This is a genomic window from Pseudomonas sp. PDM05, from assembly GCF_014851685.1.
Lineage (GTDB): Bacteria > Pseudomonadota > Gammaproteobacteria > Pseudomonadales > Pseudomonadaceae > Aquipseudomonas.
Genome location: NZ_JACVAC010000001.1, coordinates 130,079 through 142,592, shown reverse-complemented (window position 1 = coordinate 142,592; position 12,514 = coordinate 130,079). Strand labels below are relative to the sequence as shown.

The 12,514-nt window shown below is 61.2% G+C and carries 13 protein-coding genes; 12 read left to right on the top strand and 1 reads right to left on the bottom strand.

The features are described from left to right. Nucleotides 1-20: 20 nt before the first annotated feature. Nucleotides 21-668, bottom strand: a complete 648-nt coding sequence (locus tag IB241_RS00675; protein WP_192296510.1) for a LexA family protein — start codon at nucleotides 666-668, stop codon at nucleotides 21-23. Between the two features lie 659 nt (nucleotides 669-1,327). On the opposite strand from IB241_RS00675, the gene IB241_RS00670 reads away from it, so the two are divergent. The 12 genes from IB241_RS00670 (at nucleotide 1,328) to IB241_RS00615 (ending at nucleotide 12,514) form a co-directional block, all read left to right on the top strand. Further along, entirely contained in the window at nucleotides 1,328-1,846 is a 519-nt protein-coding gene (locus tag IB241_RS00670) for a phage regulatory CII family protein (RefSeq protein WP_192296509.1), read from the top strand. Next, entirely contained in the window at nucleotides 1,839-2,066 is a 228-nt protein-coding gene (locus tag IB241_RS00665; protein ID WP_192296508.1) for a TraR/DksA C4-type zinc finger protein, read from the top strand. Before IB241_RS00670 ends, IB241_RS00665 begins: the two co-directional genes overlap by 8 nt. Further along, the gene (locus IB241_RS00660; RefSeq protein ID WP_192296507.1) at nucleotides 2,056-4,272 is read left to right on the top strand and encodes a VapE domain-containing protein; all 2,217 of its coding nucleotides are present in this window, start codon (nucleotides 2,056-2,058) and stop codon (nucleotides 4,270-4,272) included. The genes IB241_RS00665 and IB241_RS00660 overlap by 11 nt, the downstream gene beginning before the upstream one ends. Continuing rightward, nucleotides 4,265-4,630 (top strand): hypothetical protein, encoded by a 366-nt coding sequence (locus IB241_RS00655; RefSeq protein WP_122539656.1) that lies wholly within the window; start codon nucleotides 4,265-4,267, stop codon nucleotides 4,628-4,630. The genes IB241_RS00660 and IB241_RS00655 overlap by 8 nt, the downstream gene beginning before the upstream one ends. Nucleotides 4,631-5,157: 527 nt before the next feature. Next, nucleotides 5,158-5,502: a phage holin family protein gene (locus tag IB241_RS00650; RefSeq protein ID WP_192296506.1), complete on the top strand. Its 345-nt coding sequence runs from the start codon at nucleotides 5,158-5,160 to the stop codon at nucleotides 5,500-5,502. A gap of 206 nt (nucleotides 5,503-5,708) precedes the next feature. After that, complete coding sequence (locus IB241_RS00645) at nucleotides 5,709-6,314, top strand: terminase small subunit (protein ID WP_192296505.1); 606 nt, start codon at nucleotides 5,709-5,711, stop codon at nucleotides 6,312-6,314. Nucleotides 6,315-6,317: 3 nt separating this feature from the next. After that, nucleotides 6,318-8,303, top strand: a complete 1,986-nt coding sequence (locus IB241_RS00640; RefSeq protein ID WP_192296504.1) for a phage terminase large subunit family protein — start codon at nucleotides 6,318-6,320, stop codon at nucleotides 8,301-8,303. A 1-nt stretch (nucleotide 8,304) separates the two neighbouring features. After that, entirely contained in the window at nucleotides 8,305-8,511 is a 207-nt protein-coding gene (locus IB241_RS00635; RefSeq protein WP_192296503.1) for a phage head-tail joining protein, read from the top strand. Further along, the gene (locus IB241_RS00630) at nucleotides 8,511-9,992 is read left to right on the top strand and encodes a phage portal protein (protein WP_192296502.1); all 1,482 of its coding nucleotides are present in this window, start codon (nucleotides 8,511-8,513) and stop codon (nucleotides 9,990-9,992) included. Before IB241_RS00635 ends, IB241_RS00630 begins: the two co-directional genes overlap by 1 nt. After that, nucleotides 9,989-11,119: a head maturation protease, ClpP-related gene (locus IB241_RS00625; protein WP_192296501.1), complete on the top strand. Its 1,131-nt coding sequence runs from the start codon at nucleotides 9,989-9,991 to the stop codon at nucleotides 11,117-11,119. Before IB241_RS00630 ends, IB241_RS00625 begins: the two co-directional genes overlap by 4 nt. After that, nucleotides 11,116-11,454, top strand: coding sequence for a head decoration protein (locus IB241_RS00620; protein ID WP_192296500.1), 339 nt, complete (start codon nucleotides 11,116-11,118; stop codon nucleotides 11,452-11,454). Before IB241_RS00625 ends, IB241_RS00620 begins: the two co-directional genes overlap by 4 nt. Nucleotides 11,455-11,518: 64 nt before the next feature. Further along, nucleotides 11,519-12,514 carry a major capsid protein gene (locus tag IB241_RS00615; RefSeq protein ID WP_192296499.1) on the top strand — a complete coding sequence of 332 codons (996 nt, stop codon included), beginning with the start codon at nucleotides 11,519-11,521 and terminating at the stop codon, nucleotides 12,512-12,514.

Here is a 12,514-nt window from a genome sequence, read left to right as displayed (position 1 = left end):
TAGTGGCGTGCTGGAGTGATTTATAGGTCGGATATTTTCCATCTGGCACGACCACAAATTGTCCACTCTTCTGTCATACGTATAATTCTTTCTGGCCAGTCAGGGTTGACTGCAAATAAATATTGTTCGCCGCCCTCTTGCTTAAGTTGCTTTAGCGTGGCTGCTTGATCACTTGTACGCTTTGCTGCAACGAAGTGTCCCGGTAATGCCTCAAGAGACGGGTCTATAACTATCTTGTCTCCTTCAATAAATTTTGGCTCCATACTCATCCCTTCAACTCGCAAGATAAATGCACGCGGGCCTACCGGTCCTGGTGCATCAATCCATTCTTCGGCTTCAGAGGGATCGAAGCTACCGTGGGACTCACACCATGCACCCGCAGCTATTGAACCTATGACAGGAAGCTTGCGACCTGTGTGGCTCAGTACCGTCGCATTATTGAACTCGTTTAGCCCAAATGGCATGTCGAGATACCCGCTATGCAGGTTTAGAGCTTTTTCAATCTCCCTAGCTATCCGGTCGCCAATTCCTTTTGTTGGATTTTTTCCACCAAACGCGCTCACCTGTGCAGGTGCTTTGCCTAAGAGCTCGGCAATATCTGTTAAGCGAAGGTTCCTGTCGCTCAGGAGCCTGCGGAAATTTTGTAAGCGGGTATCGGAAATTTTCATTTTTCAATTCTCGCTTGATTAACCTTTCAGGTGAATATCCTTTTTGGTGTTGATAAAAGTAACCCAATGGGTTAATTTTTGGCCGAGAGGTGAATCATGAAATTACGCGAATACATTAATCAGTTAGATTCTGGTGCTTTAAAGGCTTATGCAGAGCGCTGTGGGATAGCGGTGAGTTACCTACGGCTTCACGTCAAGTACGCAAGCAAGGACCCCAGTGTCTCGTTGATAAAGTCCTTGAGTCGTGAGAGTGATGGATACGTCTCGCTAACTGATGTTTTAGAGCATTTCGGCATCACTGAGACTTCGGCAGTGAGGCAGGTAGTGTAGACAGAAAAAAGGCGACCCAAGGGCCGCCCAGTTCCTCCCGGCACACACCACCACAGTGCTGTCGGGTCGCGACGAAGGTAGGAGGGCACACCACATGCAAACCACCTCCCTTTATCGCGCTGCCAAGACACGGATGTCTTGGGTTGCTGCCTTTTCCACCACAGATTAGGCAGCTGTTGCGCCAGAGGTGAACAACGGATTGTTCGCCTCGGCACGGTGCCGGTTTCGATCCCTAAGATCTGGCCGGCGTTTGGGCCCTTTCAAGCCACGCGGCAAATGTAACACCACTGCATGTCGCGGGGCACTGGCAACTTAGTAGGATTAATGCCATGAGCCGAGTAGCTTTAAGCTGTGTTGATAGAGCGCAAAAGGAAGTCCTGACGCTCGAATTAGCCCTGTACCACGCCGCACGGGATTATCCCGGCGGTGCCGCCGCAATCGCCGCCACCACAGGCCGCAATGCCACCACCTTGCAGCACAAGCTGTCTCCCACCCATCCCTCCCACGCCGTCAACATTCAAGAGTTCGGCGAGATCCTCGAACTGACCAAGGACCGGCGCATCCTCGACGCGGTGCATGCCCTGGTCGGTGATACGACCTGGCAGGAGCTGGCTGAAACCTACACCAGCGACATGCCTGAGACCTTGACCACCGGGATTGCCGGCTACTTCCGGCAGGTGGCCGATCTGGCCGACACCTGGGCCAAGAGCATTGGCGATGGCGTTGTGAGTGATCAGGAACTGGCCGAGATTCGCCTGCAGGTGTTTCGCGGCATTCAGGGGCTGCTGGGGATGTTCAACCGCGCCAAATACGTCAACCAGACAACTCGGGGGACGGAACGTGGCTGACATCGCTGATTTTGCAAATGACCTGGTGCAAGAGCGGATCGATCAAGCCGTGGCTGCACGCCTGGCGCTGATGTCGAGCGCGGCACCGCATTCCCTGATGTTCTGTGACGACTGTGAAGAACCCATCCCTGAGGCGCGCCGGTTGGCACAGCCGGGTTGCACGCTTTGCATTGGTTGCAAGTCTGCTGATGATCTGAGGGCCTCTCGTTATGCTCGATGAAGTGCTCAATCAGTTCGCAGACTATGGCCTCGAACCCGCCCAACCCCTGATATTCGGCAAACTCACCCGCTGCAAAACCACCCATGACAAGGGCAAGGAAAAAAACGGCTGGTACGTCATCCACGAACACCGCACCGAAAAAAACGAGACGCTGATCTTCGGTAGTTTCGGTGACTGGCGCTCCGGCGACACCCAAAAAATCAAGGTCAAGGCCGGGCGCATGAGCCCGGAAGAGCGCGAAGTCATGCGCGCCCGCCAGGAAGACGCCAAGCGCAAGGCCGCCGAGATCGCGGCCAACGCTTCACGTCGAGCGGCCAACCGTGCCGCCGGCCTGTTCAAGCGCATGCCCGAAAAGGGCAAGAGCGCCTATTTGGATCGAAAGCAGATCGTCGGCTTCAAAGTCCGCTATGCGCCCCGTACCGGCGCATTTTTGGTGCCCATGTGCAACGTGCGAGACCAGATCGTCGGCCTGCAGGTAATCTTCCCCGCGAAGCAAGAGGACACCGGGCGCGACAAAGCGTATTGGCCCTACGGCATGTCGAAGGAAGGCGCTTTCCACCTGATCGGCCCGCACCCTGAACCCGGTGAGCCGGTGCTGGTGTGTGAGGGCTACGCCACCGGCGCAAGCCTGCACATGGCGACCTCGCTCACCGTCGCCATCGCCTTCGACGCGGGCAATCTGCTGCCGGTCTCCAAGGCCATGCGCGAGCGTTTTCCTGGCTGCCCGCTGATCATCTGCCGCGATGACGACTGGAAGACCAAGCGCCCCAACGGTGATGCCTGGAACCCTGGCGAAGAAAAGGCCAACAACGCCGCGCTGGTTGTCGGCGGCCAGGTAGTCGCTCCGGTGTTTTCCGGCGAGCGCGAGATCAAGTGGACCGACTTCAACGACCTGCACGTCGCTGAAGGTTTGGAGGCCGTCCGCCGCCAGGTGCTGGCGGTGGTCAAGCCACCTGCAGCGGGGGGCTGGAAAGACCAGCTCGCCCGTACCGAAAACGGCGCCCTGATCGCGCACATGCAAAACGTCGAGCTGATCCTGGGCAACGACGAGCGCTGGGCCGGTGTCATCGGCTACAGCGTGTTCAGCTCCAAGATCGTCAAGTTGCGTTCTGCGCCCTTCGGTGGCGGTGCAGGCGATTGGGCCGACATCGACGACATGCGCGTGATGAAGTGGCTCGCGCAGCAATACAACCTGCGGGTCAAAGCCTCCCATGTGATCGAGGCGGTCAGCGTTGTCGCCCACGACCACGCCTTCCACCCAGTGCGCGAGTACCTGGAGAAACTGGAGTGGGACCGCGTGCCCCGCATCGAAACCTGGCTGACCGACGTGCTGGGTGTCAATGCCAGCGAGTACTCGGCCAAGGTCGGTAAGCGCTGGCTGATCTCCGCAGTTGCACGGGTGATGCGCCCAGGCTGCAAGGCCGACTCGGTGATGATCCTCGAAGGCGGGCAGGGCGCCGGTAAGTCCACAGCCATGGGCGTACTCGGCGGCGAATGGTTCATGGACACGCCGTTTGCCCTCGGCGACAAGGACAGCTTCCAGGCGATTCGTGGCAAGTGGATCGTCGAGCTGGGCGAGCTGGACAGCTTCAACAAGGCTGAAAGCACCAAGGCCAAGCAGTTCTTCTCCGCGTCAACCGACACCTACCGAGAGAGCTACGGCCGCAGAACGAACGACGTGCCACGCCAGTGTGTTTTCGTGGGCACCACCAACCAAGAGGAGTACCTCAAGGACGCCACGGGCAACCGTCGCTACTGGCCTGTGTTCTGCAACAAGGTCGACCTGGAGCAATTGCGTGAGATACGCGACCAGCTATGGGCCGAGGCGTTGTTCTGCTTCGAGGCGGGCGACATCTGGTGGGTGAACAAGGACGAATCCAAGATGTTCGCCGAGGCCCAGGACGAACGCTTCGTCGTCGACGAATGGGAAGGGCCGATCCTGGCCTGGATGGAAGAGTCGCAGATCGGCGAGACCGCCACCGGCAACGAGATCCTGATCCAGGCACTGAAACTGGACGTCGGCCATTGGGGCAAGCCCGAGCAGATGCGGGTCGGGGCAATCATGCACCGGCTGGGTTGGCGCAAGCGGCGCATGCCGGCATTGCCGAAAAGTGGGATACGGCCATGGGCCTACGAGAAACCTGCGGGTTGGGGCCGCACGTCTGCGTTGCAGCAGTCGGTGATCGAGGAGCCTTGCTTTGATTAAGCGAATCGACGAAATGCTCAAACTGTGGGCGCAGGATCTGCATTCGCCTGTGCCGGAAAACGCGGGCGGGCCGAGTGGCGGCAACATGATCGCCATGCTGATGGAGTGTAAAGGGGAGTTGATACGCGGCACGCGGGGTAGTCGGGTGCTGCTGGATGAATCGGCCGACATCGAGCTGATCGTCAACAAGCACCTGCCGCCGCAGCTGTCGGTCGTCGTGCGCGAGCACTATTGCAACCACGAAAGCTTCCTCTCTCAGAAGATGCTGCATTGCGGGTGCAGTGCGCCGACCTATTACCGACGTCTTCACGAAGCCCACGTCTCCATCGACGGCATGCTGATGGGGAAGGCTGCATGACCCTCGGCGTCAATCTGCGTGCCCTTGTCCTACTGTCCTGCCTTGTCCTACTGCCGTTTAGTGCAGTTGGACAGGCGCAGGCCGCGCTGTTGTTGGCCTGTCCTACCGTCCAACCTTCACCCGCCCCACGCACACATGAGCATAGCGGGCACGTAGTCGCGCCCATGGCGCGCACGCGTGCTTTTAGATTTTTCTCTATACACAAGAAAAAAGAAGAAAAGGTAGGACAGTAGGGCAGAGCCCCGAATTTAGGCGTCTGTAGCTGTCCTACTTCGATTCAAAATAGTGGGACAGGTCAGACAGGGCGCCAGAAGCGATAGCCGATTGAATGCGTTGTCCCTCCGTTGTACCTGCGTCACACCCATGTCGCACCCTTATTGCTCCGTGGCATTAAAACCTGCTTGCTGCCATGATAATCCACCTGTAAAAAGTACCCATCTTCGATAGGTGCGACCGCAGACAGCGGGACACACCACCACACTGAACCCGGCCATTGCGCCGGGTTTTTGCGTTTATGGGGTAGGGCGATGACGAACGAGCAGCAAGCGCTTATTGAGATGCCAATCTGGATGGTGATCGTACTGTCCCTGGTTGGCGGGATTTCCGGCGAGGCATGGCGGGCCGACAAGGCGGGGGTGAGCGGTTGGTCTTTGGTTCGCCGCTTGCTGCTCCGCTCCGGGGCCTGCGTGGTCTGCGGGCTTTCCACCATGATGTTGTTGCACGCCTCGGGCATGTCGGTGCTGGCGGCGGGGAGCATCGGCTGCCTCACCGCGATGGCCGGCGCCGATGTCGCCATCGGCCTGTACGAACGCTGGGCCGCCAAGCGGTTGGGCGTGTGCGATGTGCCGCCCTCCGGTGGTGGTCAGGTCTGATGGGCTGGAGGCCACGGAATATTTGGTCTCCAGCGAGTCGCACCAAAATGAAGCCCCGAAAAGTCGCCGGGGACCCTGGCGGCATTCGAGGGACACGGGGCATGAAACCCGCGGGAAAGCGTTAGCGGATGGGTTTCCAGCTTACTGAAATTCAATCCATTGAAATTGAAAGGTTTCCATTTAAAAGCCGTTGAAAAGGAGGGCTTATGACGGATCCACTGTTCCTGTCTAAAAGCGCTTTCGCGGTTCGCATCGGCAGGACGCCGAGTTACATCACCTGGCTCAAAGGCAACAACCGCCTAGTGCTGTCGCCGGACGGCAAGAAGGTCGACGTGCTGGCAACCGAAGCGCTGATCCTCGAAACCGCCGACCCCAGCAAGGCCGCCGTCGCGGCTCGACACCAGCAAGACCGGCTCCAGCGTGACGTTTACAGCCAACTGTCCCCCTTGGTCGAGCCGACGAACACGGCTGCGCCGCCGCAGCCGGCTGGCGCGAAGAGTGGGCAACCGGACTTCCAGAAGGCCCGCGCACACCGCGAGTACTACCTGGCCCAGTTGGCCGAGGCCGAGTTCCACAAGGTGCAGGGCTCGTTGGTGGACATGAAGGCGGTCACCACCGGGGCCTACAACGCGGGGCGCATGCTGCGCGATCAACTGCTCAGCATGCCCCCGCAACTGGCCCCCGAACTGGCGGCGATGACCGACCCTTGGGAAATTGAACAGCACCTCACGAAGGCGCTGCGGCTCTCCCTGGAAGAGGCCGAACGCATGTCCTCTACCGACCTTGAACGCGATCTGACCCCGACGAGTTAACCCATGCAGACGGAAAAACCTGACGGCGCCGAGGTGTACCGTGAGGCGTATTTCCGTGGGCTGCGCCCAGACCCCAGCCTGTGGGTGGACGAGTGGGCCGACGAGTACATGCGTATCCCGCGTGATACCGGCGCCGCCGAGCCAGGGAAATATCGCACCGTGCGCACGCCGTACGCCCGCGAGCCGATGCGGTGTTTGTCACCGGCGCACCCGTGCAAGCGTGTGGTCACCATGGTCGCCTCGCAGCTGATGAAAACCCAGATCGCCTTGAACTGGATCGGCGCGCTGATCCACATGGTGCCGTCGAACATCCTCACGCTGCTGCCAAGCCTGGGCCTGGCAAAGCGGGTGTCATCGCGGATCGGCAAAACCATCAAGGCCACCCCGGTGCTGCGTGAACGTGTGGCGGCCAGCCGCTCGCGGGACTCGCGCAACACCATGGACACCAAGGAGTTCGAAGGCGGCTCGCTGTACGTCACCACCGCCGGCTCTGCGGCCAACCTGGCCGAGCTGTCGGCGCGCTATGTGTACGGCGATGAGATCGACCGCTGGGAGGTTGACGTAGGCGAGGAGGGCGACCCCATCGAGCTGGCGGAAACACGGGGCAGTACCTTTGGCCGCAACGCCAAGTTCTACTTCTCCAGCTCGCCGACGATTAAGGGCGCCTCACGCATCGACGATCTGTTCGAAGGCAGCGACCAGCGTTACTACTACGTGCCGTGTCCGACCTGCGGGCACATGCAGACCCTGGAGTGGGAACGGCTGCATTACTCCCAGGACTTCAACGTGGTGCACTACGAGTGCGCCGGGCCTGACTGCGATGTGCTGATCGAGGAACACCACAAGGGCGACATGCTCGCCCGTGGCGAATGGCGCGCCCATGCCAAGGGTGACGGCGAGACGGTCGGCTTCCACCTCAACGCGCTGTATTCGCCGCTGGGTTGGACGGGTTGGAAGTCGCTGGCGAAGCAATTCGAGAAGGCGAAAAAGGCCCAGGCCAAAGGCGACCTTGAGCCCATGCAGGTGTTCTACAACACCCGCCTGGCGAAGGTCTGGGACAGTGCGCAAGAGCAGACCAAGGCGTCGGTGCTGATCGAACGGGCGCGCCGGGAAGGCTTCTCCCTCGGCGCAATGCCTGCCGCCGTGATGATGATCACCGGCTCCGTGGACGTGCAGGCCGACCGCCTGGAGTTCATGGCGATGGGCTGGGGCGTCGGTATGGAGCGTTGGGTCATTGATCACCGGGTGATCGCGGGCGACCCTTCGGACGAACGCACCTGGGCGGTTCTGGATGAGCTGCTCAAGGAACGCTATCGGCACCCGTGCGGCGTCGGCCTGGGCATTCTCGCAGTCGCCGTCGACTCCGGCGGTCACCACACCGATGAGGTCTACCAGTTCTGCCGCGTGCGGCGCTGGCGAAACATCTTCGCGATCAAGGGCGCGAGCAAGCCCGGTAAGCCGGTGATTGCTCAGCGGCCGTCGATGGTCGACGTGACCTGGAAGGGCCAGACCGAACGCGGCGGCGCCGAGCTGTGGTTTGTCGGCACCGACACGGCCAAAGACTGGATCTACAACCGCTACCCGTTCGAGTCAGGCCCAGGCGCGCTGCACTTTGCCAACGACCTGCCGGACGAGTTCTTCGCCCAGTGCGTGGCCGAGCGCAAGGTCGCCAAGTACGTTCGGGGCCACAAGCGGATCGAGTGGATCAAGGGCAAGGCCGAGCGCAACGAAGCGCTTGACCTGATGGTTTACAACCTGGCGATGGCGCATTACCTCGGCATCAACCGCTACCAGGAACACGACTGGGAGCGGGTAAGGCAGTCGCTGGCACAGTCGGGTTTGTTCGATGAAAAGGTGGTCGCTGCCGAGCGTGTCACGTTCGCTGAACAGGCTCCCGCGACACCGGCGCCGCAACCCGTCGCCCAACCGCGACCTGCCGCACCCCCACAACGCCGCAGCTCCACGAGCGGTTACCTGAAGAGACGCTGATATGTCGTTTACCCAAAAGCACCTCGAAGCCATCGAGCGCGCCATCGCACGCGGTGAAAAGACCGTGCGCTACAGCGACCGCACGGTGGAGTACCGCTCCATCGACGAACTGCTCAAGGCCCGCGACGAGATCCGCACCTCGCTGAGCCAAGCCGCCGGGCCGCGCTCTCGCGTGGTTCGGCTTACCCACGTAGGCAAGGGACTCTAATGGCTCGACATTATCCGACGCTGACCCGTAATGGATTCTTGCTGCCGTCGAACATCAAGGCCAGTTATGAAGGCGCCGGGGAGGGCCGGCGTTCGGCCAGTTGGGAGGCCACCGACAACGGCATCAACAGCATCAACACCCCGGCCCTGCGTAACCTGCGGGCGCGCTCGCGGGCGGCAGTGCGCAATGATCCGTATGCGTTCAACGTCATCGACAAGCGCGTCAGCAACCTGATCGGCACCGGCATCACGCCCAGGCCGACCACGGACGACGCGGCGCTGCGCAAGCTCAAGCAGCAGCTGTGGGATGACTGGGTAGACGAAGCGGACGCCGATGAGCTGACCGACTTCTACGGCATGCAGGCCCTGGTGGCGCGCACCGTTGAAACGGCCGGTGAGTGCTTTGTGCGATTGCGGCCACGCAGCCCGAGCGAAGGTTTGGCGGTGCCGCTGCAGCTGCAGGCGCTGGCTCCTGAGTTTGTCCCTCACGACAAATTCGAAACGGCCAAAAATGGCAACGTGATCCGCGCCGGGATCGAGTTCAACCCGGCCGGCAAGCGTGTGGCGTATTGGATGTATCTGTCGCATCCCCGCGATTCGTCGTCGCTGAATGCCGGTTACAACCAGTTGGTGCGTGTGCCGGCAGCGCAGGTGCTGCATATCTTCGAACCGATGGAGCCGGGCCAGTTGCGCGGTGTGCCGCGTCTGGCCCCAGTGTTGAAGCGCCTGCGCAGTCTGGACAACTACGACGACGCGGTGCTGTTCCGCCAGGAAGTGGCGAATCTGTTCGCGGGCTTCATCAAGCGCCCGGCGCCGGACAGCGGGCAAACGCCACGCGATCCTGTCACTGGGCAGCTACTGACCACCGACCGCGACGGCTTCACGCCGATGGTCGCCCTGGAACCCGGCACCATGCAGGAGCTGGGGCCAGGTGAAGAGGTGGAGTTCTCCAAACCACCGGACGCCGGCAACAACTACCCGGACTTCATGCGTCAGCAGCTGATGGCTGCGGCGGCGGGTTCGGGCACGCCTTACGAGATCCTCACCGGCGACATGCGGGAGGTCAACGACCGGGCGCTGCGTGTGGTGCTCAACGAGTTCCGGCGCCGCCTGGAGCAGCTGCAATTCGGCGTGTACGTGCATCAGCTGTGTCGCCCGGTGCGAGCTGCCTGGATGGACATGGCGGTGCTGTCTGGCGCTCTGGTGCTGTCGGACTACGCGCAACGTCGACGCGAGTACCTGCGCACACGTTGGGTGCCGCAAGGCTGGGCCTACATCCAGCCGGTGCAGGACGTACAAGCGCGGCGGATGGAAGTGCAAGCGGGCTTCGCCTCACGCAGCGAGATGGTGTTGCGCACCGGCTACGACGCGGAAACGGTCGACACGGAAAACGCCGCCGATCTCGTCAGGGCGACTGGCCTCGGCCTCAACTACACGACTCTTGATGCCATCGAGACGATTGATGACAAGGAACTACCATGAGCAAAAAAGCCAAACCTCGCGTTTATGACAAGGCTGGCAAGCAGGTCACCGTCGCGGACAAAAGCTGGTACACGCTCCAGGCCAGCGGCGAAGCCGAGCAGCGCGACATCGAGATCTTCGTGTATGGCGAGATCGGCGCCTGGGGCGTCACCGCCAATCAGTTCGTACAGGATCTGCGCGCCATGGATGACGGCGTGTCGCCGGTGATCGTTGCGTTCAACAGCATCGGCGGTGACCTGTTCGACGGCCTGGCGATCCACAACGCGCTGTCGCGCCTGGGCGAGCGCTGCACCGGCCGCATTGATGCCCTGGCAGCCAGCGCGGCCAGTGTCGCGGTGTGTGGCGCTCACCGCGTGGTGATCGCGGCCAACGCCATGCTGATGATCCACAACCCCTACACCTTTACCGGCGGCGATGCCGAAGACTTCCGCCGCGTCGCGGATGTGCTGGACCAGACCCTGGAAGCGATCATCGCAGCCTACAAAGCCAAGGCGCCGGACATCGACGAAACCGAACTGCGACGCATGGTCAACGCTGAAACCTGGCTCACGGCCAACGAGGCGGTGGCGTTGGGCTTGGCCGATGAAGTGGGCGACGGCCTCAAGGTCAGCGCCTGTCTCGGCCAGGGCAGCGTGTTGCAGCGTTTCCAGCATGCCCCGCCTGAATTGCTCGCCCAGCTCGATGAAGAGCCTGACGTCGAGCTACCGGAGCCCGATCCGGCCCCGGTGCTGGACGCGGCAAAACTCGCGCTGATGGTCACGCAAGGTTGTGCAGCAGCGGGCATCAGCAACCTGGTGGATCCGCTGCTCGCTGTCACCAAGCTTGAAAGTGAAGCGGTGATCCAGGCCGCACTGACCAATGCCAAAGCGCTGCACGGTCTCTGTGTGGCTGCCCGGCTGCCAGAGCTGACCGGCGAATTCATCACGGCCGGCCTCGACGAAGCCGCCGTGCGTGCGCGGCTGTTCGACAAGCTGGTCGGCAGCGGCGGCGGCTTTGAAATCAACAACAGCCTGCCACTGGACGACGACCCTGTACCCAAGGTCAAGGCCAAGCAGGTTGATACCCACTTGATCTGGACCACCCGTCAGGCGGCGCAGAACGGATCTTCGAAAGGAGCAAGAGCATGAAAACCGAATCGATGCACGCAGGTGAGTTCCTGCTGTCCGAGGGCGCTGGCAATATTTCTCGCGAGGCGATCAACGTCGCGGCCGGTGCAGCGCTTGAACCGGGCCAGATCCTCGGCCTGATCACCGCCACCAGCGAGTTTGCCCCGTACCAGCCGACCGCCGAAGACGGCACCGAAAACGCCGTCGCGATCCTGTACGGGCCGCTCGGCGAGTCGGATGTCGTCCGTCGCGGTCGCGCCGTGGTGCGCTTGGCGGAGGTCAGCGAAGCACACCTGACCGGCCTCGACCTCGCCGCCGAAAAGGCCCTGGCCGCGAATTTCCTGATCGTCCGCTAAGACGCTCATCCCCGTTTATCCATCCCGCCGCGTGCGGGATTTTTCGTTTCTGGAGAGTACCCCCATGGCCGAGATCGCCATTTTTGAAGACGATGCGTTCAGCGTCTCCTCGTTGACTGCTGCAATCAATGACCAGGAATACCTGCCGGGCCGCATCAGCAGCCTGGGCCTGTTCCGCGAAGAGGGCATCAGCACCCTGACCGTGCAGATCGAGAAGGACGGCGACACCCTGGCCCTGGTGCCGGCGGGTGAGCGTGGTACGTCCGGCCTAGTGGTCGGCGCGACCAAGCGTACGCTGATCCCTTTCAACACCGTGCACTTGCCGGAACGCTTCACCATCAAGGCCGATGAGATCCAGGGTATCCGCGCCTTCGGTACGCGCACCGAGTTGCAGGCGGTGCAGGATGTGGTCAACAAGCGTTTGGCGAAAGCTCGCCGTCAGTTGGATGCGACCCACGAGTTCCAGCGCATGGGCGCTCTGAACGGGCAAGTGCTGGACGCCGATGGCAAGACAGTCCTGTTGGATATTTATAAATCCTTCGGTGTGAATCGCCAGAAGCTACCGATGGGCTTGAACAGTCCAGACACCGAGCTGCGGGTCAAATGCGGCGAAGCGCTGGATATGCAAGAGGAGGCGCTTGGTAGCGTCACCAGCAGCGGTTCCCGTGGTCTGTGCGGCAAAAACTTCTGGAACAAGCTGATCGTCCACAAATCGGTCAAAGACACCTACCTCAACACCATGCAAGCCGCTGCGCTCCGTGGCGATGCGCGTGAAAGCTTCGAGTTCGGCGGGATCGTCTGGGAGCGCTATCGCGGCAAGGTGGCGGGTGTTTCGTTCGTCCACGACGACAAGGCGCTGCTGATCCCCGAAGGCGTGCCAGACCTGTACATCTCGTGCTTCGCACCGGCTGACTACATGGAAACGGTCAACACCCAGGGCATCCCGTACTACAGCAAGATCGAGCCAATGCAGTTCGGCAAGGGTGTGGCCGGTGAGGCGCAGTCCAACCCGCTGCACCTGTGCACACGACCTCGGGCGCAGATCCTGCTGGAGATGTGA